This is a genomic window from Streptomyces sp. GL_141 (assembly GCF_057834385.1).
On record NZ_CM174402.1, the window covers coordinates 1,534,729 to 1,561,295 of the forward strand.

At 70.8% G+C, this 26,567-nt stretch carries 27 protein-coding genes; 10 read left to right on the plus strand and 17 right to left on the minus strand.

Going from position 1 to position 26,567, the window contains the following annotated elements:
* Positions 1-82 precede the first annotated feature (82 nt).
* A complete protein-coding gene (locus tag AC3IX6_RS06720; RefSeq protein ID WP_489369313.1) occupies positions 83-601 on the minus strand; it encodes a DUF1003 domain-containing protein in 519 nt (172 codons plus the stop codon).
* A 288-nt stretch (positions 602-889) separates the two neighbouring features.
* Here AC3IX6_RS06720 and AC3IX6_RS06725 point away from each other — a divergent pair, with 288 nt between their 5' ends.
* From AC3IX6_RS06725 to AC3IX6_RS06735, 3 genes are all read left to right on the plus strand, one after another.
* Positions 890-3,253, plus strand: coding sequence for a phosphoketolase family protein (locus AC3IX6_RS06725; RefSeq protein WP_489369314.1), 2,364 nt, complete (start codon positions 890-892; stop codon positions 3,251-3,253).
* Positions 3,254-3,370: 117 nt separating this feature from the next.
* Positions 3,371-3,856, plus strand: coding sequence for a Crp/Fnr family transcriptional regulator (locus tag AC3IX6_RS06730; RefSeq protein WP_489369315.1), 486 nt, complete (start codon positions 3,371-3,373; stop codon positions 3,854-3,856).
* A 43-nt stretch (positions 3,857-3,899) separates the two neighbouring features.
* On the plus strand, positions 3,900-4,589 hold the full coding sequence (locus AC3IX6_RS06735) for a response regulator (RefSeq protein WP_489369316.1): 690 nt from the start codon (positions 3,900-3,902) through the stop codon (positions 4,587-4,589).
* Between the two features lie 9 nt (positions 4,590-4,598).
* Here AC3IX6_RS06735 and AC3IX6_RS06740 read toward each other — a convergent pair whose 3' ends face one another.
* Both AC3IX6_RS06740 and AC3IX6_RS06745 read right to left on the minus strand, forming a co-directional pair.
* Positions 4,599-6,314 (minus strand): sensor histidine kinase, encoded by a 1,716-nt coding sequence (locus AC3IX6_RS06740; RefSeq protein ID WP_489369317.1) that lies wholly within the window; start codon positions 6,312-6,314, stop codon positions 4,599-4,601.
* 131 nt (positions 6,315-6,445) lie between these two features.
* Positions 6,446-7,351 (minus strand): universal stress protein, encoded by a 906-nt coding sequence (locus tag AC3IX6_RS06745; RefSeq protein ID WP_489369318.1) that lies wholly within the window; start codon positions 7,349-7,351, stop codon positions 6,446-6,448.
* Positions 7,352-7,618: 267 nt separating this feature from the next.
* Here AC3IX6_RS06745 and AC3IX6_RS06750 point away from each other — a divergent pair, with 267 nt between their 5' ends.
* Together AC3IX6_RS06750 and AC3IX6_RS06755 are read left to right on the plus strand one after the other, a co-directional pair.
* Positions 7,619-8,248 carry a CBS domain-containing protein gene (locus AC3IX6_RS06750; protein WP_489369319.1) on the plus strand — a complete coding sequence of 210 codons (630 nt, stop codon included), beginning with the start codon at positions 7,619-7,621 and terminating at the stop codon, positions 8,246-8,248.
* A 160-nt stretch (positions 8,249-8,408) separates the two neighbouring features.
* Positions 8,409-9,278 carry a slipin family protein gene (locus AC3IX6_RS06755; RefSeq protein WP_489369320.1) on the plus strand — a complete coding sequence of 290 codons (870 nt, stop codon included), beginning with the start codon at positions 8,409-8,411 and terminating at the stop codon, positions 9,276-9,278.
* Between the two features lie 72 nt (positions 9,279-9,350).
* Here the strand turns inward: AC3IX6_RS06755 and AC3IX6_RS06760 are convergent, their stop codons facing one another.
* Together AC3IX6_RS06760 and AC3IX6_RS06765 are read right to left on the minus strand one after the other, a co-directional pair.
* Positions 9,351-9,545, minus strand: coding sequence for a flavodoxin domain-containing protein (locus tag AC3IX6_RS06760; protein ID WP_489369321.1), 195 nt, complete (start codon positions 9,543-9,545; stop codon positions 9,351-9,353).
* Positions 9,546-9,798: 253 nt separating this feature from the next.
* The gene (locus AC3IX6_RS06765) at positions 9,799-10,887 is read right to left on the minus strand and encodes a zinc-dependent alcohol dehydrogenase family protein (protein WP_489369322.1); all 1,089 of its coding nucleotides are present in this window, start codon (positions 10,885-10,887) and stop codon (positions 9,799-9,801) included.
* 231 nt (positions 10,888-11,118) lie between these two features.
* Between AC3IX6_RS06765 and AC3IX6_RS06770 the strand changes: the two genes are divergently transcribed.
* From AC3IX6_RS06770 to AC3IX6_RS06780, 3 genes are all read left to right on the plus strand, one after another.
* A complete protein-coding gene (locus tag AC3IX6_RS06770) occupies positions 11,119-11,814 on the plus strand; it encodes a CBS domain-containing protein (protein WP_489369323.1) in 696 nt (231 codons plus the stop codon).
* Between the two features lie 170 nt (positions 11,815-11,984).
* Positions 11,985-12,575, plus strand: coding sequence for a DUF5994 family protein (locus AC3IX6_RS06775; protein ID WP_489369324.1), 591 nt, complete (start codon positions 11,985-11,987; stop codon positions 12,573-12,575).
* A gap of 104 nt (positions 12,576-12,679) precedes the next feature.
* Positions 12,680-13,510: a hypothetical protein gene (locus tag AC3IX6_RS06780; RefSeq protein ID WP_489369325.1), complete on the plus strand. Its 831-nt coding sequence runs from the start codon at positions 12,680-12,682 to the stop codon at positions 13,508-13,510.
* A 354-nt stretch (positions 13,511-13,864) separates the two neighbouring features.
* On the opposite strand, the gene AC3IX6_RS06785 is transcribed toward AC3IX6_RS06780, so the two are convergent.
* A complete protein-coding gene (locus AC3IX6_RS06785) occupies positions 13,865-14,182 on the minus strand; it encodes a hypothetical protein (RefSeq protein ID WP_489369326.1) in 318 nt (105 codons plus the stop codon).
* 77 nt (positions 14,183-14,259) lie between these two features.
* A complete protein-coding gene (locus AC3IX6_RS06790; protein WP_489369327.1) occupies positions 14,260-14,856 on the minus strand; it encodes a hypothetical protein in 597 nt (198 codons plus the stop codon).
* Positions 14,857-15,225: 369 nt separating this feature from the next.
* Between AC3IX6_RS06790 and AC3IX6_RS06795 the strand changes: the two genes are divergently transcribed.
* Positions 15,226-15,525: a hypothetical protein gene (locus AC3IX6_RS06795; RefSeq protein WP_489369328.1), complete on the plus strand. Its 300-nt coding sequence runs from the start codon at positions 15,226-15,228 to the stop codon at positions 15,523-15,525.
* 3 nt (positions 15,526-15,528) lie between these two features.
* Here AC3IX6_RS06795 and AC3IX6_RS06800 read toward each other — a convergent pair whose 3' ends face one another.
* The 10 genes from AC3IX6_RS06800 to AC3IX6_RS06845 form a co-directional block, all read right to left on the minus strand.
* Positions 15,529-16,245: a GAF and ANTAR domain-containing protein gene (locus AC3IX6_RS06800; RefSeq protein WP_489369329.1), complete on the minus strand. Its 717-nt coding sequence runs from the start codon at positions 16,243-16,245 to the stop codon at positions 15,529-15,531.
* An 18-nt stretch (positions 16,246-16,263) separates the two neighbouring features.
* A complete protein-coding gene (locus tag AC3IX6_RS06805) occupies positions 16,264-16,989 on the minus strand; it encodes a GAF and ANTAR domain-containing protein (protein ID WP_489369330.1) in 726 nt (241 codons plus the stop codon).
* 11 nt (positions 16,990-17,000) lie between these two features.
* On the minus strand, positions 17,001-17,600 hold the full coding sequence (locus AC3IX6_RS06810; RefSeq protein ID WP_489369331.1) for a hypothetical protein: 600 nt from the start codon (positions 17,598-17,600) through the stop codon (positions 17,001-17,003).
* A 65-nt stretch (positions 17,601-17,665) separates the two neighbouring features.
* Positions 17,666-18,022, minus strand: a complete 357-nt coding sequence (locus AC3IX6_RS06815) for an STAS domain-containing protein (RefSeq protein ID WP_489369332.1) — start codon at positions 18,020-18,022, stop codon at positions 17,666-17,668.
* A gap of 439 nt (positions 18,023-18,461) precedes the next feature.
* Positions 18,462-18,839, minus strand: coding sequence for a GNAT family N-acetyltransferase (locus AC3IX6_RS06820; RefSeq protein WP_489369333.1), 378 nt, complete (start codon positions 18,837-18,839; stop codon positions 18,462-18,464).
* Positions 18,826-19,404: a hypothetical protein gene (locus AC3IX6_RS06825; RefSeq protein ID WP_489369334.1), complete on the minus strand. Its 579-nt coding sequence runs from the start codon at positions 19,402-19,404 to the stop codon at positions 18,826-18,828. Before AC3IX6_RS06825 ends, AC3IX6_RS06820 begins: the two co-directional genes overlap by 14 nt.
* A 29-nt stretch (positions 19,405-19,433) precedes the next feature.
* On the minus strand, positions 19,434-19,976 hold the full coding sequence (locus AC3IX6_RS06830; protein WP_489369335.1) for a hypothetical protein: 543 nt from the start codon (positions 19,974-19,976) through the stop codon (positions 19,434-19,436).
* Positions 19,977-20,067: 91 nt separating this feature from the next.
* A complete protein-coding gene (locus AC3IX6_RS06835) occupies positions 20,068-21,117 on the minus strand; it encodes an ABC transporter ATP-binding protein (RefSeq protein WP_489369336.1) in 1,050 nt (349 codons plus the stop codon).
* Complete coding sequence (locus AC3IX6_RS06840) at positions 21,114-22,703, minus strand: ABC transporter permease (RefSeq protein ID WP_489369337.1); 1,590 nt, start codon at positions 22,701-22,703, stop codon at positions 21,114-21,116. Before AC3IX6_RS06840 ends, AC3IX6_RS06835 begins: the two co-directional genes overlap by 4 nt.
* 5 nt (positions 22,704-22,708) lie before the next feature.
* A complete protein-coding gene (locus AC3IX6_RS06845) occupies positions 22,709-23,728 on the minus strand; it encodes an iron ABC transporter substrate-binding protein (protein WP_489369338.1) in 1,020 nt (339 codons plus the stop codon).
* 215 nt (positions 23,729-23,943) lie between these two features.
* Here AC3IX6_RS06845 and AC3IX6_RS06850 point away from each other — a divergent pair, with 215 nt between their 5' ends.
* A complete protein-coding gene (locus AC3IX6_RS06850) occupies positions 23,944-26,490 on the plus strand; it encodes an AMP-binding protein (RefSeq protein ID WP_489369339.1) in 2,547 nt (848 codons plus the stop codon).
* Positions 26,491-26,567: the final 77 nt, after the last annotated feature.

Genomic DNA, 26,567 nt, shown 5'->3' on the forward strand with positions numbered 1-26,567 from the left:
GGTACAGGAACTTGGCGACGCGCTGGGCGTCAACCTCAGGCTGCACCCGCTACAGGTGCACGGACAGGGGCCGGACGGTCCCCTACCGGGGCCTGTCGGGCCCATGCGGCCCTCTCCTCGGGGTGTGACGGTGGAGGCCGGTTTCCCCTGCCGGAGGAAGGCCTGTCATGTCCGAGGCAGCTTCGATTCCGCCCCGCACACCGCTGTCCGATTCCGGAACCAGCCGGCGGTGAAGTTCCATGGTCATCGCGTGGATGGCACGGGTCAGTTCCGTATTGGTCTTGAGTTCCAGCTCCTGCTCGACGAAATCGTGGTCGGCCTTCGCCTGCTGGAACGCTGCCTGCCGGTTCTGTCCGATCATCACGAACGTCGACAGGAAGATCGCCTCCAGGGAGACGACGAGCGTCAGCATCGGCCAGGGATTCGCCTCCACGAACAGCATCCAGAGGGCGAAGCCGATCGCGTGGAGATGGACGAACGGCATGGAGCCGGCGAACTTCGTGATCGCGTCAGCGACGCGCGACTGGACATCGGCGGCCTGACTCGTGCGGTGTGCGACGACAACCGGATGGTGCCGCGCCTCGTCCTCGGTTGCGTTCACCTGCCTGCCTCCTCGGGACGAGCACCCGTGACACGGCTCCGTGTCCCGCATCGTCTCGAAACCATCGACCCTTCTCGGCGAACCGCCAGAGCCCGCCGTCGGCCGGGGCGACGTGACCCGGCAGAGGCCCAGCCGCCCACGCTTCACCCCCCGCCGACGGCACAGAAGGGGCCGACCGGCCCCATGTGGGGGCCGCTCCTGCCCTTCCCGCCTCCGGCCCCGTAGGAGCACGGTTCACGCATCGACTCAACCGGCGCATGCCCCGGCCTGCGGTTCGAAGGAGCTCTCATGACCACCACGTACCGGATCCCGGAGCTGGACGCGCACTGGCGTGCCGCGAACTACCTGGCCGTCGGCCAGATCTACCTCATGGACAACCCGCTGCTCGCCGAGCCGCTGCGGCCGGAGCACATCAAGCCGCGGCTGCTCGGCCACTGGGGCACCGCCCCCGGCCTGAACCTCGTCCACACCCACCTGAACCGGGTGATCAAGGAGCGTTCCCTGGAGGCCCTGTGCATCTGGGGACCCGGCCACGGCGGGGCGGCCGTCCTCGCCAATTCCTGGCTGGAGGGCACGTACAGCGAGACCTATCCGGACATCGGCCGGGATGCGGACGGGATGCGCAGGCTGTTCCGCCAGTTCTCCTTCCCCGGCGGCGTGCCGAGTCACGTCGCGCCGGAAACGCCGGGCTCCGTCCACGAGGGCGGTGAGCTCGGCTACTCGCTCGCCCACGCGTACGGGGCCGCCTTCGATCATCCCGGCCTGCTGGTGGCCTGCGTCATCGGCGACGGCGAGGCGGAGACGGGGCCGCTGGCCGCCTCCTGGCACTCGAACAAGTTCCTGGACCCGGTCCACGACGGCGCCGTCCTGCCGATCCTGCACCTCAACGGATACAAGATCGCCAACCCGACCGTGCTGTCGCGGATACCGGAGCGGGAGCTCGACGCACTGCTGCGCGGCTACGGGCACGAGCCCCTCTACGTCTCCGGCAGCGACCCCGCCCTCGTCCACCCGGCCATGGCCGGAGCCATGGACCGGGCCCTCGACCGTATCCACGCCATCCAGCGGGAAGCCCGGGCCGCGGGCACGGATCCGGGCGCCGGGCGTGCGCCCTGGCCGGTGATCGTCCTGCGGACCCCCAAGGGCTGGACGGGTCCCGCGGCCGTCGACGGGCAACCCGTCGAGGGCACCTGGCGCGCGCACCAGGTGCCGCTCGCGGGGGTGCGCGAGAACCCCGAACACCTGAGGCAGTTGGAGAGCTGGATGCGTTCCTACCGGCCGGAGGATCTCTTCGACGCCGAGGGCCGCCCCGTCTCCTCCGTACTGGCCTGCGTACCGAAGGGCTCTCGCCGCCTGGGCGCGAGCCCGTACGCCAACGGCGGCAGGCTGCTGCGCTCGCTCCCGCTCCCCGCCCTCGACGCGTGGGCCGTCCCCGTGGAGAAGCCCGGAAGCACCCTGCACGAGCCGACCCGCGTCCTGGGCCGCTACCTCGCGCAGGTCATGAGGGCCACCGCCGAACGGCGGGACTTCCGGGTCGTGGGGCCGGACGAGACGGCGAGCAACCGCCTCGACGACCTGTACGACGTCACCGGCAAGGCCTGGCAGGACATGACGGAACCCACCGACCAGAACCTGTCCCGTGACGGCCGGGTCATGGAGATCCTCTCCGAGCACGTGTGCCAGGGCTGGCTGGAGGGGTACCTCCTCACCGGCCGCCACGGACTGTTCTCCACGTACGAGGCCTTCGCCCACATCGTCGACTCCATGGTCGGCCAGCACATCAAATGGCTGGGGAGCGCCCGCGAGCTGAGCTGGCGCGCGCCCGTCGCCTCACTCAACTACCTGCTCACCTCGCACGTCTGGCGCCAGGACAGCAACGGCTTCTCCCACCAGGACCCCGGATTCGTCGACCACGTACTCAACAAGAGCCCCGAAGTCGTACGGGTCTACCTGCCGCCGGACGCCAACACCCTCCTCGCGGTGGCCGATCACGCGCTGCGCAGCCGTGACCAGGTGAACGTGATCGTCGCGGGCAAGCAGCCCTGCTTCGACTGGCTGCCCATCGGGGAGGCCCGCGCGCACGTGGCGCGCGGCGCCGGAGTCTGGGAGTGGGCGGGGACCGACCACGGCTCCCGCGAGCCGGACGTCGTGCTCGCCTGCGCCGGCGACGTGCCCACCATGGAGGTCCTGGCCGCCGCGGCCCTGCTCCGCGAGCACCTCCCCTCGCTGGCCGTCCGGGTCGTCAACGTCGTCGACATCGCCCGGCTGATGCCCCACGAGGAACACCCGCACGGCATGACCGACACCGAGTACAACGCCCTCTTCACCACCGACAAGCCTGTGGTCTTCGCCTACCACGGCTATCCGTGGCTCATCCACCGGCTCGCCTACCGCCGGACCGGCCACGCCCAGCTGCACGTCCGCGGCTACAAGGAGTCCGGAACCACGACCACCCCCTTCGACATGGTCGTACGCAACGACCTCGACCGGTACCGGCTCGTCATGGACGTCATCGACCGCGTCCCCGGACTCGCCGGTCGCGCGGCGGCCCTGCGCCAGACCATGTGCGACGAGCGGATCCGCCACCACGACTGGATCCGCGCCCATGGAACCGACCTGCCGGAGGTCGCCGACTGGTCCTGGCCCTACTGATCGTCCCGCCCGGGGCGGTACGGGTGGGCCGCCCGGGTCGGGGAAGGTACCGAACGGCCCTTCCCGGACGGGCCGAAGGCGGCGGAGGGTGGAAGCGGACCCGAACGGAGAACCGCCATGAGCACCTCTTCCCCCCACCGGCTCACCTCCTCCCCCATCCGCTTCGACCACGCCCTCTCCCCGGAGCACTGCGTCAGTCTGCTGGCCCTGGCCCACGAGGCGAACTTCGACGCCGGCGCGCGACTGTTCAACCAGGGCGGGCACGCCGGCCGGTTCTGGGTCGTCCGGTCGGGCAGCGTCGGCATGGACGTGCACGTACCCGGCAGGCAGGCCGCGGTGGTCGAGACGGCCGGTCCGGGCGAGCTCGTCGGCTGGTCCTGGCTGTTCCGTCCCTACACCTGGCACTTCGGCGCCGAGGCCATGACGCCGGTTCGCACCGACGAGTTCGACGCCGCCGCCGTCCGGGCGCTGATGGACTCCGACCCCGCACTCACCTCCGCCATGTGGCAATGGGTGGGGCAGGTGCTCGCCCACCGGCTCGTCTCCGCCCGGGTCCGGCTCCTCGACCTGTACGCGCCCCACGGCAGCGGAAGCCGTATCTGAGACAATTGTCCCCAGACGTATCCGACCCGAGGGTGTGGCGTGGATGTCCGATGCACCAGCTGCCGCCCCGGCGCCCATCCGGGTGTTCCTCCTCGACGATCACGAGGTCGTCCGGCGCGGACTGCACGACCTGCTGGACTCCGAGCCGGACATCGAGGTGGTGGGTGAGGCGGCGACGGCCGCGCAGGCCCTGGCCCGGGGGCCGGCGCTGCGGCCCGACGTCGCGGTGCTCGACGTACGGCTGCCCGACAGCGACGGCATCAGCGTCTGCCGCGAGCTGCGCTCGCGCATGCCGGATCTCGCCTGCCTCATGCTGACGTCCTTCGACGACGAGGACGCCCTGCTCGACGCCATCATGGCGGGCGCGGCCGGGTACGTACTGAAGCAGATCAAGGGTTCGGACCTGGTCGCCGCCATTCGGACGGTGGCGACGGGCCAGTCGATGCTCGACCCCGCGACGACGGCCCGTCTGATGAGTTCACTCCGGGACCCGACCGCCGGGAAGCCGCCCGGGGACAAGCGGCTGACGGTGCTCTCCGAGCGCGAGCGAGCCGTACTCGAACTGATCGGCGAGGGCCTCACCAACCGTCAGATCGGAAAAAGGCTCTTCCTGTCCGAGAAGACGGTCAAGAACCACATCTCGCGGCTGCTCGCCAAGCTGGGCGTCGAACGCCGCGTGCAGGCCGCCGTCATCGCCGCCGAGGTGCGCGAGCACGACGAGACCGGCCGCTGAGGCCCGCACTCACCGGGTGGGTCCGATCGGGATCCGCCAGTCCAGACGGGTTCCACCACCATCCGGGCCCGGCGAGACGGACAGCCCTCCCCCGCGGGCCTCGGCGCGCTCCGCGAGGTTGCGCAGACCGCTCCGACGGCCACCGTCCGTGACGCCCACACCGTCGTCACTCACCGTCACGTCCAGCATGCCGTCCGCCAGGACGATCCCGACCGCCGCCCGCGCCGCTCCCGCATGGCGGGCCACGTTGGTCAGGGCCTCTCCGAGCACGGCTACCACGTCGTCGGCGACCGGCACCGGAACATCGGTGTCGATCAGCCCCTCCATCCGCAGGGCGGGCGCGAAACCGAGCAGCGCCGCCGCCTCACCCACGGCCCGAACCGCACGGACCCGGAGTCTCGGGGTGCTGCCCGCCCCTTCGTGGTCGCGGAGTCCGAAGATCGTCGACCGGATGATCTTGATCGTCTCGTCCAGGTCGTCGATCGACCGGCTCAGCCTCTCGGAAGCCTCTGGGTGCTCCACGAAGCGCTGGGCGCTCTGCAAGGTCATTCCCGTGGCGAAGAGCCGCTGGATCGCGAGATCGTGCAGATCCCGGGCGATCCGGTCACGGTCCGCCAACAGGCTCACCTGCTCGGTGTCCCGGCGCCGGTCGGCCAGCTCCAGTGCGAGGGCTGCCTGCCCCGCGAAGCCGGGCAGGGGCGCGACCTCGGCCGCGGCGAACGCCGGCCGCCCCGTACGCCGTGCCAGCATCAGCACGCCCCGCAGCTTCGCCCTCGTGCCCACCGTGACCGCCACGGCCGGCCCGAAGCCCGTCCACGTGTCCGGCTGCGCCGCGGCCCGGGCGTCGGTGGCTATATCACCCAAGGTGACCAGCCCGTCCCGTGCCAGGACGACGGCGGCCAGGATCCCCTCGCTGCCGGGCAGCACGATCCCGCGGTGCGCTTCGGCGCCCTCGCCCAGGGCGAGCGAGCCGCGCAGCTCGCCGCCGGGCCCCACCTGGTAGAAGACGCACATCTCGGCCGAGATGATGTCCCGGGCCCGCTCCAGCATGCCTTCCAGCACCTCGATCTCGGAGGAGCCGGACAGCAGCGCGCTCGTGAAATCTGAGCTGGCCGCCAGCCAGCGCTCCCGGAGCCGGACCTCCTCGTACAGACGGGCGTTGTCCACGGCGACGCCGGCGGCAACCGCGAGGGTGGACAAGACCCCCTCGTCCTCCGCGTCGAAGCCCTTCCCGCCCCGCTTCTCCGTCAGGTAGAGGTTGCCGAACACCTCGTCCCGGACCCGGATCGGTACGCCGAGGAAGGAACGCATCGGCGGGTGGTGCTCCGGAAACCCGGCGGAGGCCGCGTGCTCCGAGAGGTCTCCCAGACGCAGTGGCCGCGGGTGCCTGATCAGCTCGCCCAGCAGTCCGTGTCCGGTGGGCAGGGCCCCGATCCGCGCCCGGAGCTGGTCGCTGATGCCCACCGGGAGGAACTCGGCGAGTTTCTCGTCGTCCCCCACCACGCCCAGCGCACCGTACTCCGCGTCCACGAGGACCACTGCGGCCTCCACGATGCCGCGCAGCACCTGGGCCAGGTCCAGCCCCTGCCCCAGCGACATGACCGCCTCCAGCAGGCCCGTCAGCCGGTCACGGGTGTCCCGCGCGTCAGTGATCTGCGCCTGGAGCGCGTCCAGCCTCGGCTGCGGAATCCGGCTCGCCGACGCGTCTCGATCGTCCCCGGCCATGGACACCTCCGGCGGCGTCGAAGGGCTGCGCTTACCCGCCCGGTCTTCAGCCTAGTCCTCCTGCGCCCGGCCTGCGGCCGTCTCGATCAGCATGCGGGGCTGGGGAGGCGATGCCCTCGGAGCGATGTCCGTCATGCCGCGTCGCTCCCCCGCTCCTCGTCGTGCCGTGGAACGAGCTCCACGGGGCAGTGCGCGTGGTGCAGGAGACTGTGCGTCGTACGTCCCAGGGTGGGCCCGAAGTACCCGGGCGATCGCCGTCCTCCCATGACGAGCAGGTCCGCATGGCGCGATGCCTCGACCAGGACCGAAGCCACCGACACGCTCTTTTCCGCGTCGGTGTTCACCGTCAACGCGGGAAACTCCTCGCCTACGCGGTCGGCGACGGACTTCAGACCGCGGACATGGCGGCCGGCGAACTCGTTGACGTCGTCGAGCATGGTGACGGCGGTTCCGGCGTGCTGGAGTACGTTCCACACGGTCAGCAGGTGCAGCGTTGCTTTGCGCAGCTCTGCTTCGCGGGCGGCGCGGCGCGCGCATTCGAGGTCGTACTCGTCGCGAACCGCAGCCAGCACCACGCCGCTCTCGGCGAGGTCGTCGCCGCGCACCACGATGACGGGGGTCGTGGCGGCTGCCGCGATCCTCAGACCGACCGAACCCAGCATCAGCGACTCGAAGCCGCCCAGCCCGCGGTGACCGACCACCGTCATGCCGTACTTCGCCCCCACTCGGTGCAGACCGGAGACGGGGTCCCTGCGGCTGTACTCCGTGGTGACGTGGAGGGTCGGGAACCGCTCCGAGACCGTAGCGGCCGTGAGCTCCAACAGGTCACGGCCCTCTGTGTGGACACGTTCGATGATCTCCGCCGACAGGTAGAAGACCCCGTCGGCGGTGTCTGCCGCGTAGAAGATGTGAAGGGTGCTGTTGCGTCGGGCTGCCTCGGCGGCGGCCCAGAGCGCCGCTGTCAGCGCGGTCTCCGATCCGTCGACACCGACGACGACCGAGCCGAGGTCCGGACGGTGCTGGGTGGATCCTTCCATGGCTTCCTCCTCTGTCGAACAGCGACGGGGGTGTCTTCACACTGCCACCCTGACCCGTGCGAGGAATGGGCCGCAGGGGCCGGGCAAGGGACCGAAGGTCCCTTGCCCGTTGCACACCGCCTCATCGCCCCCTCACCGCTGGGGACCGGTCAGTCCTGGCACAGGACCCGTTCGGCCCTCGCTCTGCGGGCGGACGCGGCGGATGGTGGCTGGTGAGGGCGCTCCGCACGATGCGCTCACTGGCCGAAGCCGACAGGAGGGCCGCAGATGAAGCACGCCAAGGTCGGCTTCCTGATGACCGACGAGGTCGTCTCGGTCCTCGGGAGGACTCCGTCCGCGGACGTGGCCGCGCTGCTCGTCGAACACGACATCAGCGGCATGCCGGTCCTGGACGCGGACGAGCGCGTCCTCGGGGTCATCTCGCGGACCGATCTGCTCGTCCAAGACCACCTCGCCGCCGAAGACTTGATGACCGCGCCGGCTGTGACGATCCACGCCGAACAGACCGTCACCGAGGCCGCCCGCCTCATTACCCGACGCGGGGTGACGCGGCTGCCGGTCATCGACGAGGAGGACCGCCTGGTCGGCATCGTGACGCGACGGGACCTGCTCCGCGTGTTTCTGCGCCCGGACCACGAGATACGCCGGGTGCTGGTCGAGGACGTGCTGGCGGACACGATGGGCATCGGTGCCGATGCCGTGAGCGTGGGTGTCGTGGACGGGGTCGTCACCTTGGACGGCCGACTGCCCAGGAGCAGCCAGATTCCCGTCGCGCTCCGGCTCGCCGGACAGTTGGACGGCGTGGTGGCGGTCATCGACCGGCTCACGGCCCACTCCCACGACACCCGCACCCGCACCGCTCCGCCGGACCGCGGTGCCGAAGACGTCCGCCACTGATGCGGGATGTGGACCGTTCGGCCCCTGCCCGTCCCATCCGCACCGCGCGAGCATGGAAGCGAGGCAGGCCCGACGCACCCGGTCACACCCGAGCGGCGCCCTGCAGACGGACCCGGGTCATCCCCTTGCTCCGCCACCGCACTTCGTGAGGAGCACCTTCATGGAAGTCCTGATCTTCGCCCTGATCGCCCTGGCCGTGGTCGTCCTGATAGGGCTGACCATGGCCCTGAAGATCGTCAAGCAGTACGAGCAGGGCGTGCTGTTCCGCTTCGGCCGGCTCATCGGAACCCGTGCGCCGGGCCTGCGGGTCATCGTGCCGTTCGCGGACGTCCTGCACCGGGTGTCCCTGCGGATCGTCACCATGCCCATCCAGTCCCAGGGCATCATCACCCGGGACAACGTGAGCGTCGACGTCTCCGCGGTCGCCTACTTCCGCGTCGTCGACGCCGTGAAGTCGGTCATCGCCATCGAGAACGTGGGCGCGGCCATCAATCAGATCGCCCAGACCACCCTGCGCAAAGTCGTCGGCCAGCACACCCTCGACGAGACCCTCTCGGAAACCGACCGCATCAACCTCGACATCCGCGAGATCCTCGACGTCACCACCGCCGAATGGGGCGTTGAGGTCACCCTGGTCGAACTGAAGGACATCCAGCTGCCCGACAGCATGAAGCGCGCGATGGCCCGCCAGGCCGAGGCCGAACGGGAGAAGAGGGCCAAGATCATCAACGCGGAGGGCGAGTCGCTGGCCGCCGCCGCACTCGGCGACGCCTCCGACACCATGATGGCCCATCCCCTCGCCCTGCAACTGCGCAACCTGCAGAGCCTCGTGGAGATCGGCGTCGACAAGAACACCACCGTGGTCTTCCCCGCACCGCTCATGAGCACCATCGGAGAACTCGGCGCCTTCCTCGCCCGCGAGACCGCGGCCGCGACCGCGACCGTCCAGACACCGCGCACGGCGGAGACCACCACGCCGCTCGCCAGCCCGTCCCCGCCGAACGGAGCGCGAGCGGTCAAGACCGTGTGACCGAAAGTCGGCGCCGCCGTGCGGAGGACGTTCTCCGCACGGCGGCGCCGACTGCTGTGCTGTGGGGTGCGTTCAGTTCCAGCGGCCGGCGTACAGCGAACCGCCCAGGACCACGCCGTCGTAACCGCGGACGTCGTCCACGTCCTGGGCGGGCGCGACGACCACCTCGAAGCCGTCGTCGCGCAGTGACCTGCCGATCTCCTCCGCGATGCCGGCGGTCGCACCGTGCTTGCTGCCGTAGGCGACCAGTACCCGCTGTGCGCTCATGGGCCTGTCTCCCTTCCTGCATTCTCAGTACGGCAGGACGCGCCCCGACGGCGTGCGCAAGTCAAGGGGCGGGGGGCGGTGCGGCCGTGGCCGGGGTGCCGAGATCTGGATCCGAGGCATGGTGGATCACCTCTTCGGGAGCGAGACCCGGAACAGGTCCGCACTCCAGAATCACCCGGTGGGAAGATCGCTTGGCAGGGCCGACAGGGACAGAGGAGGGGGCCGACCGGCCCCAGCGTCAGCACCTGGGCCATCACGCCTTCTGGACGCGCGACGGGTTCGATACCGCCAGGTCGTCGTGGCGCGGCCCGCCCAGCACGACCTTCAGCGCGCCCGTCTCGCCGGCGCGGGAGAACACCTCGTACGCCTCTTCCATCTGCCCCAGCTCGAAACGATGGCTGATGAGCGAGGAGGTCGGCAGGCGGCCCGCCGCCAGCATGCGCAGCAGCATCGGTGTGGAGCTGGTGTCCACGAGCCCGGTGGTGATGGTGACGTCCTTGATCCACAGGTCTTCGAGGTGCAGGGTCGCGGGCTTGCCGTGGACGCCGATGTTCGCGACCCGGCCGCCGGGGCGGACCATCCGGGTGCACATCTCGAAGGTCTCGGGCACGCCGACGGCCTCCATGACCACGTCCGCGCCGAGACCGTCGGTCAGGTCACCCACGAGCATTTCCGGTTCCTCGGCGGCGTTCACGACCGCGTCCGCCCCCAGCTCGCGCGCCTTCGCCAGCCGGGACGGCGCGAGATCGACGGCGATGACGCGGGCCGGCGAGTACAACCGTGCCGTGGCGATGGCCGCGAGACCTACGGGGCCGGCGCCGACCACGACGACGGTGTCCCCGGGCCGGACGTCGCCGTTCAGCACCCCCACCTCGTAGGAGGTGGGGAAGATGTCCGCGAGCAGGACGGCATCGGCGCTGTCGACCGTGCTCGGCAGCGGATGCACGGAAAGGTCGGCGAACGGCACGCGGACGTACTCGGCCTGCGTGCCGTCGATGGTGTGCCCGAGCACCCAGCCACCGCCCCCGCGGCACTGCCCGTAGCGGCTCTCACGGCAGAACCGGCACCGGCCGCACGAGGAGATGCAAGAGACCAGGACCCGGTCGCCGGGGCGCACCGAGCGGACATCACCTCCGCACTCCACCACCGTGCCCACGGCCTCGTGACCGAGCACACGGCCTGGAGTCACCTCCGGCAGATCACCCTTGACGATATGCAGGTCCGTACCGCAGATCGTCACGGCGTCGACGCGCACGATCACGTCGGCGGGATCCTTGATCGCCGGATCCGGCACCTCCTGCCACACGGTGCTTCCCGGTCCCTGGAAGACGAGTGCCTTCATGACGCCACCTCTCCATGTCTCCCGTGCTCCGGCAAAGGTCACCTCAGGCTCTCCCCGCCGCCCGGTTCCCGGACAGGGCCGGACGGTCCCGCACCGGGGCCCGACAGGCCCCTCCGGCCCGTGGCGTGGACGTGTGATGGTGGATGGCGGGGTCTCCTTCACCGGGGGACGCCACCGATCTCCGGGACGGCCCCGGGAACCCTTCGCCTTCTCATTGAGGACCACCACTCCATGACCTCCAGTCCACGTCTCGTCCGCGACGTGATGACGAGAACCGTCGTCAGCGTCACCCCCCTCGCCGAGTTCAAGGAGATCGTCGCCGTCATGAAGCAGTGGCGAGTGACGGCAGTACCGGTCATCGAAGGCGAGGGCGAAGGCGAGGGCGAGGGCGAGGGCGCGGCCAGGGTCATCGGTGTGGTCTCGGAAGCCGACCTGCTTCCGAAAGAGGAGTTCCGCGATCACGACCCCGGTCTCATCGAGCAGATGCGGCGGCTCGGTGACACGCTGAAGGCCGGCTCGACCCTCGCCAAGGACCTGATGACGACCCCCGCCGTCACCGTTCGGCCCGACACCACCCTGGCCCAGGCGGCGCGGCTCATGGCGGAACGGAACATCAAACGACTCCTGGTCGTCGACCCGGCCGGCACCCTCCAGGGCATCGTCAGCCGCACCGACCTGCTCAGGGTGTTCCTGCGCCCGGACAGTGAACTCGCGGACGAGGTACGGCGCGAGGTGGTCGGCCGACTGTTCCCCCTTGCACAGCACAGGGTGCGGGTCGACGTCCACCACGGCGTGGTCACCCTCTCCGGCGGCATCCTCGACGCATCGCTCATTCCGGTGGCAGCACGTCTCGCGCGCGCCGTGGAAGGCGTGGTCGACGTCAACTGCGCGCTGACCACGTCGGTCGCGCAGACGGCCGGGGCGTAAACGCTCCGCCTCAGCGGAAGTACCTGATCAGAACCCCTTTCGATCTCCGTACCGGAGTAGAATGGAGCTACCGGGAGTATTTCGCGCATCGGATGCAACTCAGGTGTCATTTCCGGCGATCAATACGCTGGGCCGTCGAACTGCGGGCGGCCCGGGGACAGGTCTCCACCATGACCGTCATCCTGGAACGCACCACGCCTGCCGCGGCACCCGCGCCTCCCGCTGCCGCGCCTCCTCGCCCCGCTCGCCTCGTGCTCACGCCGAAGACCACCCTCTCCGGGCAGCTGGACGGCGCCTGGTGGCCCCGCTCCCGTGACCTCGCAGCCGAACTCCCCGTTCTCGTCGCCGCCTTGGCAGAGCCCTGGGGGCGCATCACCCGCGTCACCGTTAACCCCACCCGCTGGCCCGTCATCCCGCACAAGGTGCCCGTCGCCGGACACACCCTGCACGTGGGCTGGTTCACCGAACAGGACCCCGACAAGCTGATCCTGTTCTCCTACACGGTCGGCCGCTGGGACCTCCTCGTCGTCCCGCCCCAGACCGCCCCCGCCGCCGCGGCCCGCCTGATGGCTGCCGCCGCCGTCCCCGGCAGCGTCCTGACCTGCCGCGCGCTGATCGCCGCCGAAGGAGTCATCGGCCGACTTCCCGACCTCCGGAACCGCGAAGACGCCTGGGAGAGCGAAGGCGGGGCGCGCGCATCCGACATCGGCTCCCTCGCCAGGCTGCCGGTCGGCCCGCTGTCCGCAGGCGCCTGGTGGTGAGCCCCGTCCGCTGCTGAGCCTCCCTCAGGCCGGCACGGCGGCACGTCGACGTTCTGCTCAGGTCCTCCCCGGTACCGGAGGTCTTCAGGACTAGCCTTCGCATCATGCTGCGCATTGCCGACATCCGGACCGGCCGCTTCGTGGAGATTCCTTCCGGACGCCGCCACCTGCTCCGCATCTGTGTCCACCTGTCGGCCATCGGCGCCCGGGTCGGCGCGGTGGACCTGCGGGCACCCCTGGTCGGTGACGTGCTGGCACGTACCGCGGAGCTGCGTGGTCTGCAGGCCCTCACGGTCCTCGTCACACCGGACCTGCCGCATGAGCAAGGCCAGGCGCTCGATCGCGCCATGGCCGTTCTCGGCATCCACCCGCCCGCCACCGTCGGTGCACACCAGGTGACCGAGACGCTCTGCGCCGCTGCCGACGTGCACCTTCTCGCGTACGGCGCTGCCACTCAGGACGAGGTCGGCGGAGTCCGGGTCGACGTGGGCCGGGTCAGCCCGGCACCACAGGACGGAGACATCCCGGACGGAGCCGCTCTCCCCGCCCTGGGTCTTCTGGACGAGTTCGCCCTGGCGGGGACCGATCCGCTGGCCGTAAGGCTGCTGTTGCTCGGGCACGCCCACCGCACGCCGGTCACGGTCGCCGACTCCGGGCTCACCGAGGCCCGGCGGACGCTGCGGCGCTGGCGGCAGCAGGTGGCCGACTGGGCGCAGGAGCCCTCCAGATCGATCCCCGCCGACGCGCTGCGACAGGCCCAAGCCGCGCTCGCCGACGACCTCGGCGTCCCAGTCGTCCTGGACGTGCTGCGCAGCGTGGCCGGGCGCGCCGATGTGCCGGCCGGTGCCAAATTCGAAACGTTCGCCTTCCTCGACCGGATCCTCGGGCTGGACCTCGCGCGCGAGGTGGGGCACCAGCGCCCGGCGACGCCATGACGTCAGGCAACTCCCGGCGCCCGGTCGTCCTGCGGCCCTGCCTGGCCGCTGCCGGCCCACCACGAACGACGCTGATGCTGATCGGGCAAGCCCCCGGCGTGCAGGAGCTGTTGCTGATGCTTGCCGGTGAGGCTGACGGCTACGCGCTGGAGCAGAGGGGCGAGCCGCGTGGCCATTGGCATCCAGGCACACACCACCTCCTGCTGCAGCGCGGCCCTTGGGGGCTGCCACTCCTCACGGGAACGGGACCCCACGCTTCGTTCGTACGGTGACGGCGAGAGGCCGGCGGGTCAGCTCATCGGGGAGGACGGGCCGTCCCCGCCGGCTGTCAGGGGCCGATCGGAACAGGGACGCTCACATGCGCAGCAGCCGCAAGGTGATCTCCCGGTACTGGCGCATGGCGAGCCGCAGGTCTTCCGTCTCGGCTTCGGTGCCGCGGTCCCGGTGGGTGGAGCCGATGGCGCGCCGCCGCTCCACGAGCGCGGCCGTCACGCGGGTGGTGGCGTCGGCCAAGGCTCTGTCGGCTTCCTCGACCGCCTCGCGCGGGCTCTGGACGAAGGTGCCGAGGGCGTGTTGGAGGTGCAGGGTCAGCCTGTCCCGGTCGCTCTGCGCGAGCAGTGACACGGGGACCGGGGTGTCCGTGCGGGCCTCGGTCGAACCCTCGACGGGCACCGTAAGAGGAGCCGGGCCCCCGCGAGGGGGGAGCGGGCTCCGGACCGGGGATTGCCGTGCGCGTTCCTGGTCGTAGGTCATCGCGTGCTACTTCCCTCGGCGTGGGGACGCTGCGGACGGTGCCGGCCCGAGTCGGCCGGATGCTGTGCGACCAAGGCGTCGAAGAGGTCCCGGGCCCCGGTCATGGCCCTGCGGCTCTGCTCCGTGCTGCCTCGGCCGTGGACGGCCCCGTGCAGGCCGCGATAGCCGTCGACGTGCTTCGCGTGGTGGACGGAGAGCGCGGCGAGCTGCTCTTCGAACGGCCCGCCGACCGGAAAGCCCCGGTCCGACGTCAGCCGTGCCAACAGCGCGTCGGCCTCGGCGACCGCCTCCTGCGGGGAGTCGACGAACCGCTTCTGGATCACGGCCCATTGGGCCGCGTACTGCTCCCGGGAAGCCGATGAAAGCGGCCGTTCCCTGACGGAACCGTGCCGCTTCAGGCGTTCGCCGAGTTCTCGGTCCGCGGCCTTGGTGTCCCCTTCGTGGCGGGTCACGAGGCGTTCGTACTCGGGGCCGAAGCGCCGTTTCAGACCGCGCCCGATCCGGCGGTGGCCGAGCGTGGCCAAGAGGACGGCCGTCACGGCGACGAGGGCCGCGGCAACGAGGGCCGCGATGATGATCACGGACCTGGACATGGCGGCCCCCCGCTGTTCCGGGCTCGTAAGTCGTTGTGCTGCATACCCGTCGACTCTCCTCGTTCTATGTCGCGTCGGTGCCGGCAGGAGGAGAAGAGTCCGGCAAGGGCACGGCCGGGACCTGCACAGCGGTCACAGGGGGGTGCTACCTGCGTTCCGCGGGGTCCGGGCGAAGCGAAGGGTGGAAGGCCTGGCTCCGGAGCTTTCCCGGATGGTACGGCCCAACACCGTCTGCGTCAGTCAACGCCGGGCGGTGTCGCCTGTCAATGGGCCCGACGACTGTCGCCGGGCGCCTCGGGGGACTACGCTGCTGGATGAAGCCCCGGTCCCCGGCAGCGATGATCTGTTCCGCTGTGGAAGGGACCGCTCGTGTCCGTCGTGCTTCTCGTGCTCCTGGTGGCCCTGATCCTCTTCGGCTACTCCAACCACCTGCTGTGGGTGGCCACTGCCGTACTGCTCTTCGCACTCGTGCGCCGCCGACGGCGGGGCGGCTCGGGCCATCAGGGCGACCGCCGCGGCTACGACGACCACCACGGCTACGACGACTACGGCGACTACCGGGACCACCGTGACCAGCAGCACCGCTGGGACCGCCGCTATGCCCGACAGCACCGTGGCCGCCGGAACCGTGAGGACCGCCGCGACCGCGACCGCGAAGAACCGCACTGACGGTCAGGTGACCAGGTCGGCGAGGGGCTCGGTTCCGTCGATGAAGGCGCCGGCCAGGTCGGACAGGCGCCGGTTGTGCGCGCGGGCGTAGCTGCGAAGTGCCGTGAAGGCCTCCTCCATGCCGATGCCCTGGCGTTCGGCGAGCTTGCCCTTGGCCTGCTCGATCAGCACACGGCTGCTCAGCGCGGTCTGCAACTGCTCGTTGAGCACTGTGCTCTGCTGGGAGGAGCGCTGCTGCAGGAGGCTGATGGTGGCAACGTCGGCCAGGGCCTGGGCGATGGGCGTGGCCGCCGGATCGAAGGGCCCCGGGAGGGTGCGGAACAGGTTCAGCGCTCCTACGACCTCGTCCCGCAGGCGCATCGGCAGGGCCTGGACCGCCGAGTACCCGCTGTGGCGGGCCTGCGCGGTGAAGCGCGGCCAGCGGGCGGCTTCCGTGCTCAGGTCCGGGATGGTGACGGGTACGCCGGTGTGGAAGCACTCGAGGCACGGGCCTTCGTCGTTCTGGAGCTGGAACAGTTCGAGCAGGCGCACCCGCTCGTCGGAGGCGGCCATCACGCGGAGTTCACCATTGCGGTCCGCGAGGAGTACGCCGGCCGCGTTCACATCGAGCATGCCGACACATCTGTCGGTCAGCATGCGGAGGAAGTCGATCAGGTCGAAGTCCGCGACCAAGTTGTCCGCAAGTTCGACGAATGCCTTGGCGAGGAGCTGCTCATTCATCGTGTACACCTTCTGTTGTCAGGCATCGTCGGGGGCGCTCCGTTCCTCGTACACGTCCCGGTCCGGCGAGAACCGCAGCCTGCGGGCCACCACGTCGGCTGCCACCTCGGCGAGCCGCCGTCCGTGGGCATAGGCGTAGGCGCGCAGGCGGACGAACGCCTCCTCGATGTCCACACCGAGCTGGACGGTGAGCATGCCGGTGGCCTGGTCGACCTCGGCCCGGTAGCCGCCGAGCTCCTCGAGCGGCCCATCCGCCGAGTCGATCCGGGCACCGAGGAGCACGAGCGTGGCGGTGTCGGCGAACACCATGGCATCGGCCAGTTCTGCGGAGTCCAGCTCGACCGGCACCTCGGAGTAGAGGTCCAGCACTCCGGGACTGATCCCACCGATCCGCAAGGGGAACGCGAACACCGCCACCGCACCGGCGGTGACGGCTTCCAGGGCGAACACGGGCCATCGGAGCCGTTCCCCGTAGGCCCGCAGATCGGGAGCCAGGACGGCCGCCCCAAGGGCGAAGGCATCCACACCGGGGCCCTCGCCCAGCGTGAGCTGAAGTTCTTCGACCCGCTCGCTCACCGGGTCGGTGGCGTACAGGGGATGGCCGGCCGAGGCCTTGGACATGGCCGACACCCCTGCTCCGTCGATCGGAAGCGCGGCCACCGCGGCCGTGCACACGTCCACCACCGCGATCCGTTCGCCTCGCCGAGCCGCCTCCTCGGCCACCAGTACCCGGATCCTGGCCAACCGGCCACCCGTCACCGCTCCGGCCGCCGGGTGCCGGCGGGGAGCCCCTGGCCGGACGCGGCTGCCGGCGCCCTCCCGAGGGGCAGCACCAGCGCCCGGTGCAGCGCTGTGCCGGGCGGCCTGTGGACCTCGCCGACCTCGCGCCATCCCCAGGACCGGAAGGCCGCCAGGCCCCTGACGTCGGACTCGGGCACCAGGGTGGCGCCGAGCGACGCACGATGGTCGTCCAGCAGCCGCTCCTGCAGCCGCCTGCCGAGGATGAGGGCCTGTCCGTGCGGGGCGACCACGACTTCGGTGACGGCGAAGACGTGTCCGGAGGCAGTGAGTTGTTCGATGTCACGGGGAAGGGGCCCGAGAAACCCCCTCCACCAAGAGCCGTCGCGCCGCAGGGGGAAGCCGAAGACGCATCCGAGCAAGGTGGCCCGCTCCGCGACCAGCATGGCGAATCCGGGTCGCCTGACATCGCCCGTGAGGCGGTGCAGGAAGGCTTCCCGGCTGCTGTGGGCCGTACCCGCCAACGGGTGGGAGGATTCCACGTACAGGTCCGCCACGTCCTCTTTCAGTCCCTCGGCCTGCCATCGGTTCAGCCGCCGCAGGCGGATCGCGGACATGTCGTCGGGACCGTACGGAACCCCGCGGCGGCCCCTCTGAGAACGCCCCAGCGGCGACGTGTCCGTCACAGCACACCGCCCAGGGCGGTGGGGAACGCAGGGGCGGGACGGTCGCCGAGCAGGAAACCTGAACGGGTGATGTCGATGATCCGGACCAGTACGGGCGGCGGGTGGTGCAGCCTCAGGGTTCCTCCCGCCGCTGTGATGCGCCACCACGCGGAGAGGAGGACGCCCAGGCCACTGCAGTCGCAGAAGGTGACGGCGGACAGGTCGATGTCGACGGTGCGGACGCCGTCGTGCAGGCATCGCTCCAGTGCCGCGCGCAGCGAGTGGACGGTGCATATGTCGAGCTCACCGGCCGGAGCGATCAGCACCCGGCCGTTCTCGTCGTACCTGTGGGCGTTCGGATCGGGGACACGCATGATGGGGCGCCTCGGTTCGGGACCAGCCGGGCAGGACCGGTCGGCGCCGGACTCCCCGGCTCCTCCGGTCACTTCCCGGTGCGGATGTGCGCGCGGCGGGCAAGGCCGGTCCGGCAACCTGCTTTCCAGGATGGGGACGAACCACGCCCTCGGATGCGCCGGGGCCGGCGGATCGTGAGTCCGGGCCACGACACGAGATCTGGCAGGCAACGCGCCGTCAGGGTCTGGAACGGGGACGTTCTGTTCGCAGCATAGCCCGGTGCCGGTCTGGGCGGAGGGGCGTAGGCAGGCCTCTTCTGGCTGGTTGCCGACCGGCGTGGGGGGCGCACCGCCGTGCGCCCCCCTGCGAGCCGCAGGCGCAGAAACGATCGCGCCTGCGGCTTTGGCGTATCCGGGCAGTGCCGAATAGCGGTGGTTTGTTGACGGCGGGGAGGAGAGGTCAAGTGGGTGGCGCACCCCCAGGGCCTTGAAGCCGGGCTCGCACAGCAGGTGGACGGTCTCCGTGCCGAGGCCCTTGCCCCACTGGGCCCTGGTTCAGGGCGAAGCCGATGTCGGCCGCCGGCTGCGGTTCGGTCACCAGGCGCGCGTAGCCGATCAGCCTGTGTTCACCGAGCGGGGTGATGACAAGGCAGTACTCGGTTCGCGGGGTGTCCTTCGCGGAGGCGATGGACCGGTCGACGATCCCCTGGGCCTGGTCGCGGGTGCGGGGCTCGAAGCCGAGGCGCCGGGTGGCCTCGGGGTCCCCGTAGATGGCCAGGAGGTCAGCGGTGTCCTCGGGTTCGACTTCGCGCAGCGTCAGGCGGCTACCCCTTCGCAATCCTCCTGATGGCGGTCGTCTGCGTGAGCCTGTACGTCATCTTCAGCAAGCGCGTGATCGTCGTGCCGGAGTACTCACGTGGCCCCACGGCGTCCTGGCCCGGGTGGGTGGCGGGCCAGGAGGCGGCCGTCTGGTTGCCCGCTCCGTCGTAGGCGTACCTCTCGGTCCAACCCTCCGCCCGGACGGCGGCCACCCGGCCGGCCGCATCGTAGGCGAACGCGATGGGGAGGCCGGCCGCGGTCAGTGCGGTGAGGGAGCCGACCGCGTCGTAGGTCCAGGTGCTGACCGCCCCCGTCGGGGTCGTGCGGCCGGTGCGACGGCCGAGCTCGTCGTGCGCGCACCCCGTCGTCCGGCCGTTCACCGTCTCGGACTTGAGGCGGCCGTACCGGTCGCGCAAGCGCGTGAGCGTTGCATCCGGGCCGACCGCTTCCGCGAGCTGATCGCCGGAGTCGTACGCGAAGATCGTCACGGCGCCGGCGGCGTCCTTGCGGACGACCCGGTCCAGCTCGTCCCGCTCGTCCCGCCCGTAGCGGATGGTCTGGCCGAGCACGTCCGTCCGGGACACGAGCCGCCCAGCCGCATCCCTTCCGTACGTCAGCGTCCGGTCGCCGAAGTCGGTCTCGGCCGTGACCCGGCCGACCGGGTCGTACGCGTAGTCCAGGTCAATCCCTGGGGGTTGGTGACCTGGGTGAGGTGGGGGTCGGTGTCGTAGCGGAACGCGTAGCGGAACGCGAAGCGGAAGCCGTCCGGCCCCGTGCGGGCCGTCAGGACATCGAAGTCCGCATACTCGAAGGTCGTGACCCCGCCGAGAACGTCCACGTGGGCAACGCAGTTGCCCTCCCCGTCGCATGTCCACGACTGCTCGCTGAACCGGGTGGTCGCTCCGGACGGCTCCGTGACCGACGTCCGGATGCCGTTGGTGTCGAACTCCTGGCGCCTGGCGTTGCCGTCAGTACCGACCGTGCGTGTCGGGAGCCCGATCTCGTTGTACTCGGCCCGCGCCTGCCGTCCGTCCGGGCGCTCCACCACGGTCGTGCGGCCCCGCTCGTCGAAGACGCGGCGGCTCACGCGGCCCAGCGGATCGGTCCGGGACAGCAGTCGGTTGCGGTCGTACTCGAACCGGGTGACCGCGCCCATGGGCCCTCACCGGCACGGACAAGGGCCACAAGGTCAAGTACCGCTACCGCCCGCAGGACTTCGCCGATGTCTGGCGCCCCGGCGAGCCGCATCACACGGCAGCGGAGTGCAGGGTCGCCTCCCCCATCACCTCGATGCCCGTGCGCTCCCCGGGGCGGGCGGCGGCCGGGCTGGGGACCCGGACGTCGATGGGCTCGTCGATGCCTTCGACGGCGACGGTGACCATGGCGTCGTGGCCGTAGAAGCGAACGTCGGTCACCGTGCCACTGGCTTCGGCCGCGTCCGGGTCGGTCAGCCGGAGCTGCTCCGGCCGCAACAGTACGACGCCCTCGCGGAGCCCGCCGGGCGGGTCCGCCAGGGGGATGCGGCCGAGCGCGGTGGCCGCCGTGTCCCGGTCCGCGGTGCCGGTGACGAGGACCGCGTCACCGACGAAGGCGGCGACCCAGGGGTCCGCGGGACGGCTGTACACCTCGTGCGGCGTGGCGCACTGGGCCACGCGGCCCTCCCGGACGACCGCGACGAGGTCGGCCGTGGAGAGTGCTTCCTGCTGGTCGTGGGTGACGAGCAGGGCGGTGGCCCCGGTGGCGCGCAGGGCCGCGCGCACGTCGGCCCGTACGCCGGTGCGCAGGGCGGCGTCGAGGGCGTTGAACGGCTCGTCGAGCAGGACCAGGGCGGGCTTCGGTGCCAGGGCCCGGGCCAGCGCGATGCGCTGCTGCTGGCCGCCGGACAGCTCGTGCGGCATGCGGTCGCCGTAGCCGGCGAGGCCGACGAGTTCGAGCATTTCCTGCGTACGAGATCGGCAGGCGGACCGGTCGAGGCCGGTCAGGCCGAAGGCTACGTTGCGGGCCACGCTCAAGTGCGGGAAGAGCGCGCCCTCCTGGGGCACGATGCCGATGCGGCGGCGTTCGGGCGGGAGGTGGACTCCGGGGCCGGTCAGCGTACGTCCGTCGAGGGTGACGGTGCCCGCGTCGGCGCGCAGGAAGCCCGCGATGATGCGCAGCAGCGTGGTCTTGCCGCAGCCGGAGGGGCCGAGGACGGCGGTCAGCGCGCCGCCGGGGACGGTGAGGTCGAGGCCGTCGAGGACCGGCGCCGCACCGGGACCGTACGCCTTGGCCAGTCCGGCGATCTGCAGATCGGTCATGTGCGGTGCCTTCCGAGGAGGTAGGACGGGATGGCGGCCAGCAGGATCAGCGCGGCGGCGTAGGGCGCGGCGGCGGCGAAGGATCCGGTGCCGGTCTCGGTCCAGAGGCGGGTGGCCAGGGTGTCCATTCCCGTGGGGCGCAGCAGGAGGGTGGCGGGGAGTTCCTTCATGCAGACGACGAAGGTGAGCGCGGCTCCGGCGGCGACCCCGGGGGCGGCCAGCGGCACGGTCACCTCGCGCAGCACGCGCAGCGGGGAGCGGCCCAGCGAGCGGGCCACGTCCTCCAGGACGGGCGGGGACTGGAGCACGGCGGCGCGGGTCCCGGCGACGGCGACGGGCAGGAAGAGCACGGCGTACGCGCAGACCAGCAGCGGGAGTTCCTGGTAGATCGGCTCGGCGTAGCGGACCGCGAAGAAGACCAGCGACAGGGCGACGGTGATGCCCGGGAGCGCATGGCCGGCGTAGGCCGACTGCTCCAGCAGCCCGGCCGTCCGGCCTCGGTACCGTGCGGCGATGACGCCGACCGGCAGGGCGAGCAGGGTGGTGAGCGCGGCTCCCGCGGCGGCGACGCCAAGGGTGGTGGCAGCCGTGTCGAAGAGTGTCGCCGGGTCCCAGGTCGCGGAGTTCCCGACGGCCAGCCAGTACCCGAGGGTCGCCAGCGGGGTGAGGACGGCGACGCCGGTGACCGTCGCGCACCAGGCCAGCGCGGGCAGCCGCCAGTGGCCCAGCAGTGCGGGGACGGCGGGGCGCGCGGTGCCGCCGCCCGTTCGCGCGTGGCCGGCCCGGCCGCGGGTCCGTGCCTCGGCGGCGACCAGGGCGATCGTCATCACGACGAGTACGAGACTGAGGGCGGCCGCCGGGGTGCGATCGAAGCTGGCCCGGTATGAGGTGTAGATGCCGCGGGTGAACGTGTCGTACCGCATCAGGGACACGGCGCCGAAGTCGGAGAGCACGTACAGCGCGACGAGTACGGCTCCCCCGGCAGCCGCAGGCCGCAACTGCGGCAGTGTCACCCGCAGGAAGGTCTTGAGCGGGCCGTGGCCCAGCGAGCGGGCGACCTCCTCCTGCGCCGGGTCGGTGCCGCGCAGGGCGGCGGTGACGGGCAGGTAGACGTACGGGAAGCTCACCAGCGTGAGGGCGAGCGCCGCCCCCGTGAAGCCGGCCAGCTCCGGGAAGGCGGACAGCCAGGCGAACGCGGCGACGTAGCTCGGCACGGCCAGGGGCAGGGTGACCAGCACCGACCAGGCCCGGGCGCCGGGCAGATCGGTGCGTACGGTCAGCCAGGCCAGTGACACGCCGATGATCAGGCAGGCCGAGACGACCACGCCGGCAAGTCCGAGGCTGCGGCCGAGCAATTGGGCGGTGCGTTCGTTGGCGATGACGTCCCAGGCGAAGGCGGGGCCGCGCTCCAGCGAGCGGACCGCGAGGTAGCCGAGGGGCAGCAGTGCGAACACCGCGGCGACGGTCGCCGGGACCAGGAGGACGGCGGGCGGACGGCGCCCGGCACGCGATCGCCCGGCCGGCGGGGTGACGCCGGTCGGGCGGGCGGCCGGATCCGTCTGCGTGCCGGGATCCGTTGAATGCATGCGGGTCAGACCATCCCGGCTTCCTGGAGCAGCTTCAGGGTCTCCTGAAGCGAGTCCAGCTTGCCCAGGTCGATCTTGGGCGATTCGAGGGACGACAACGGCGGCAGGCCCTTGACCGAGCTGGTCACACCAGCAGCCAGCGGGTATTCCTTGGTGTCGTCGGCGAAGTACTTCTGCGCCTTCTCCGAGAGCAGGAAGTCAACGGCCTTCTGCGCGGCCGGGGTCTGGTCGCTGCCCTTGATGACACCGACACCGGCGACGTTGACGAGGGCGCCGGGGTCTCCTCCGGAAAGGAAGTGGATCTTCGCCTTGACCTTGCCTTCACCCTTCTCGGCGACGCGCTCGTACCAGTAGTAGTGGTTGATCAGTCCGAGGGAGACCTCGCCCTTGCCGACCGCGTCGAGGACCTTGAGGTTGTTGTCGTACACCTTCGGCTCGTTGACCTTCAGGCCCTTGAGCCAGGCGCGGGTGGCGTCGTCGCCCTCCAGGACGCGCATGCCGGTGACGAAGGCCTGGAAGGAGGCGTTGGTCGGGACGTAGCCGATCCTGCCCTTCCACTCCGGCTTGACCAGGTCGTGGACGGTGTCCGGGGCCTTGGCGACCTTGTCGGGGTCGTAGGCGAGGACGCGGGAGCGTCCGGAGGTGCCCACCCAGTCGCCCGCGCCGCCACGGAACGCCGGGTCCACCTTGTCGAGCGACTCCTGGGGCAGCTTGTCCAGCAGGCCCTTGCTGGACAGGGCCCCGAGGGCGCCGGCGTCCTGGGAGAAGAACAGGCCGGCCTTGGTCTTGCCGCCCTCTTCCTGGATCTGGGCGGCGAGTTCGGCGCTCTCGCCATAACGGACGGCGACCGTGGTGCCGACGGCCTTCTCCAGCTCGTCGAGGAGCGGCTTGACCAGCTTCTCGTTGCGGCCCGAGTAGATGACAAGGCCCGCGTCGTCCTCGTCGACGCCGCAGGCCGCGACGGCGGGGAGGAGGAGTGCCGCCGCGAAGAGCGCGGTCAAGCGTCGGACCAAGGGGCGTCGCATGGGAAGCCTTCCTACAAGGGCAGCGGAGAACGGGTACCGCCCCATAAGTAAGGTAAAGCTAACCTAAAGGTCAAGGGTGACGCACGCAACAATCCGGCCGCACTCATCCATCGGCGGAGCCGACTCTACCGCTTATTTTCCTGTGGATCTTCCATGAGCCATCTGTGACTTTCCTGTGACTATCGGGCGAGGTAAGGGTTTCCTAAGATTCGCCCGTGACCGTCCTTCCCGACCTGTTCCCAGGCACCGCGTCCGTCCCGTTCGCCCTCGGCCTCGCCGCCCACGGCGACCGGACCGCCGTCATCACGGCCGACGGTCGGGTCAGCTACGCCGAGCTGGCCGTACGCGTGGCCGAGACGGCCCAGCGTCTCGGCCGGGAACGCCGTCTGGTTCTGCTGGTCGGCGCCAACACCGTCGAAGCCCTCGTCGTCCACCTCGCCGCCCTCACGGCCGGACACCCTGTGCTCCTGGTGCCGGGCGACCATCCCGAAGCCGTCCAGTCGCTGATCGACGCGTACGACCCGGATGTCGTGGCCCATGCCGAGGGCGGGCAATGGCGGCTCGACGAGCGGCGCGAGGTCTCGGCGCACGAGCTCCACCCGGACCTCGCCCTGCTGCTGAGCACCTCGGGCTCGACCGGATCGCCGAAGCTCGTCCGGCTGTCACACGAGAACCTCCAGGCAAACGCGGAGTCCATCGCGCAGTACCTGGACATCCGGGACACCGACCGCGCCGCGACCACCCTGCCCCTGCACTACTGCTACGGCCTGTCCGTCGTCCACAGCCACCTGCTGCGTGGCGCCGGGCTGATCCTGACCGACCTTTCGGTCGCGGACACCTGCTTCTGGGACCTCTTCAAGGCCGCGCGGGGGACGGCATTCGCCGGGGTTCCGTACACCTTCGACCTGCTCGACCGGGTCGGCTTCGCCGCCATGGCACTGCCCCACCTGCGCTACGTCACCCAGGCCGGCGGCCGCCTGGCACCCGACCGGGTCCGGCGGTACGCCGCACTCGGCCGCGCCGCCGGCTGGAAGCTCTTCGTCATGTACGGCCAGACCGAGGCGACGGCCCGCATGGCCTACCTGCCGCCTCGCCTCGCGGAAACCCGCCCCGAGGCGGCGGGAATCCCCATCCCCGGCGGCTCCTTCCGCCTTCAGCCACTACCCGACCGCCGTGATGACACCACCGGTGAACTGGTCTACTCGGGCCCCAACGTCATGCTCGGCTACGCCCGTTCCCCCGGCGACCTCGCGCTGGGCCGGACCGTGCACGAACTCCACACCGGCGACATCGCGCGGCGCACTTCCGATGGGCTGTACGAGATCGTCGGCCGGAGTAGCCGGTTCGCGAAGATCCTCGGCCTGCGCATCGACCCCGGGCAGGTCGAGGCGATGCTCTCCCGGCACGGCGTCACCGCCCTGTGCGCCGGTGACGACGAGGCCCTCCGGGTCGTGGCCGTAGGCGCCCGCGACTCCGAAGCCCGCAGGATAGGCAGGCTCGTGGCCGACGAATGCGGTCTGCCGGCCCGTGCGGTCCGCGTCCGCATCCTCCCGGACCTCCCCCGTCTGCCCACGGGCAAGCCCGATTACCGGGCTGTCCGCGAACTGAGCCGCCACGCGCCTGATACCGCCACCGGCCCCGAGCCCGCCCCGGATGACGTCCCGGAAAGCCTCTGCCTGCTCTATGCGCGGATCCTCGACCGCACGGAGGTGACCGACGACAGCTCGTTCGTCAGCCTGGGCGGAGACTCCCTCTCGTACGTCGAGATGTCGATCCACCTCGAAGAGCGACTCGGCCACCTGCCGGCCAACTGGCACACGACACCGATCCGGGACCTCTGGCAGCCCGAACAGCCGGTTCCCTCCTCCCGCAAGCGGGTGCTGGAGACCAGCGTCGCGCTCCGCGCCCTGGCGATCTTCTGCATCGTCGGATCCCACATCCATGTCTTCGGCATCAAGGGCGGCGCGCACATCCTGCTGGCCGTCGCCGGCTACAACTTCGCCCGCTTCCACCTCACCGCCGCCGAACGGCGCGTACGCATACGCCGGGTCGGGACCAGCATCGCTCGCGTCGCGCTGCCGAGCATGGCCTGGATCGGCCTGATCATGCTCCTCAACGACGACTACACGCTCGCCAACCTCTTCCTGCTCGACAGTGTCTTCGGGCCGGAAGACCTACAGACCGGGATGCAGTTCTGGTTCGTCGAGGCCCTGGTCTACATCCTGATCGCCGCCGTCGCGATCATCAGCCTCCCGGTCGTGGACCGGGCGGAGCGCCGCTTCCCGTACGCCCTGCCCCTGGCCCTCGCCGGCCTGGGACTACTCACCCGATACGACCTCGTCGGTCTGCCGGACCACGAGCAGATCCCTGACGCCATCACCGTCTTCTGGCTCTTCGCCCTCGGCTGGGCAGCGGCGAAGGCCACTACCGTGCGGCAGCGCCTCCTGGTCACCGCTACGGCCCTGGCCACCGTGCCGGGCTTCTTCCCCGGAGACCCCGGCCGCGAGGCGATCATCATGGCCGGCTTCGCGCTGCTGGTCTGGGTTCCCACCGTCCCCAGCCGCGAGCGCCTCAACCAACTGGCCGGCCTCCTAGCGACCAGCTCCCTGTACATCTACCTGACCCACTGGCAGGTCTTCCCGCTCATCGACGGATTCTCCCGGCACCTGGCGTTCCTCGCCGCGCTCCTCTTCGGCGTCGCCTACGCCGCCGGCGCCGCCCGTCTGATGAGAGGACTGTCGGCGCGCACGAAGGCCGGCTGATACGCAGGGGGACCCCGTGTGGGCGGGGGAATCGGCCGCATATACGGGCAGCAGCGCGAAAGACTCGGAAGGCTTCG

Excerpts from the sequence above, each read along its gene's own strand:
- AC3IX6_RS06765 (WP_489369322.1), bottom strand. The coding sequence starts at position 10,887 with ATGAAGGCACTCGTCTTCCAGGGACCGGGAAGCACCGTGTGGCAGGAG.
- AC3IX6_RS06790 (WP_489369327.1), bottom strand. The coding sequence starts at position 14,856 with ATGTCCAGGTCCGTGATCATCATCGCGGCCCTCGTTGCCGCGGCCCTC.
- AC3IX6_RS06770 (WP_489369323.1), top strand. The coding sequence starts at position 11,119 with ATGACCTCCAGTCCACGTCTCGTCCGCGACGTGATGACGAGAACCGTC.
- AC3IX6_RS06845 (WP_489369338.1), bottom strand. The coding sequence starts at position 23,728 with ATGCGACGCCCCTTGGTCCGACGCTTGACCGCGCTCTTCGCGGCGGCA.
- AC3IX6_RS06750 (WP_489369319.1), top strand. The coding sequence starts at position 7,619 with ATGAAGCACGCCAAGGTCGGCTTCCTGATGACCGACGAGGTCGTCTCG.
- AC3IX6_RS06755 (WP_489369320.1), top strand. The coding sequence starts at position 8,409 with ATGGAAGTCCTGATCTTCGCCCTGATCGCCCTGGCCGTGGTCGTCCTG.
- AC3IX6_RS06775 (WP_489369324.1), top strand. The coding sequence starts at position 11,985 with ATGACCGTCATCCTGGAACGCACCACGCCTGCCGCGGCACCCGCGCCT.
- AC3IX6_RS06780 (WP_489369325.1), top strand. The coding sequence starts at position 12,680 with ATGCTGCGCATTGCCGACATCCGGACCGGCCGCTTCGTGGAGATTCCT.
- AC3IX6_RS06830 (WP_489369335.1), bottom strand. The coding sequence starts at position 19,976 with ATGGGCGCGGTCACCCGGTTCGAGTACGACCGCAACCGACTGCTGTCC.
- AC3IX6_RS06740 (WP_489369317.1), bottom strand. The coding sequence starts at position 6,314 with ATGGCCGGGGACGATCGAGACGCGTCGGCGAGCCGGATTCCGCAGCCG.
- AC3IX6_RS06835 (WP_489369336.1), bottom strand. The coding sequence starts at position 21,117 with ATGACCGATCTGCAGATCGCCGGACTGGCCAAGGCGTACGGTCCCGGT.
- AC3IX6_RS06810 (WP_489369331.1), bottom strand. The coding sequence starts at position 17,600 with ATGTCCGCGATCCGCCTGCGGCGGCTGAACCGATGGCAGGCCGAGGGA.
- AC3IX6_RS06735 (WP_489369316.1), top strand. The coding sequence starts at position 3,900 with ATGTCCGATGCACCAGCTGCCGCCCCGGCGCCCATCCGGGTGTTCCTC.
- AC3IX6_RS06815 (WP_489369332.1), bottom strand. The coding sequence starts at position 18,022 with ATGCGTGTCCCCGATCCGAACGCCCACAGGTACGACGAGAACGGCCGG.
- AC3IX6_RS06725 (WP_489369314.1), top strand. The coding sequence starts at position 890 with ATGACCACCACGTACCGGATCCCGGAGCTGGACGCGCACTGGCGTGCC.
- AC3IX6_RS06760 (WP_489369321.1), bottom strand. The coding sequence starts at position 9,545 with ATGAGCGCACAGCGGGTACTGGTCGCCTACGGCAGCAAGCACGGTGCG.
- AC3IX6_RS06840 (WP_489369337.1), bottom strand. The coding sequence starts at position 22,703 with ATGCATTCAACGGATCCCGGCACGCAGACGGATCCGGCCGCCCGCCCG.
- AC3IX6_RS06730 (WP_489369315.1), top strand. The coding sequence starts at position 3,371 with ATGAGCACCTCTTCCCCCCACCGGCTCACCTCCTCCCCCATCCGCTTC.
- AC3IX6_RS06745 (WP_489369318.1), bottom strand. The coding sequence starts at position 7,351 with ATGGAAGGATCCACCCAGCACCGTCCGGACCTCGGCTCGGTCGTCGTC.
- AC3IX6_RS06800 (WP_489369329.1), bottom strand. The coding sequence starts at position 16,245 with ATGAATGAGCAGCTCCTCGCCAAGGCATTCGTCGAACTTGCGGACAAC.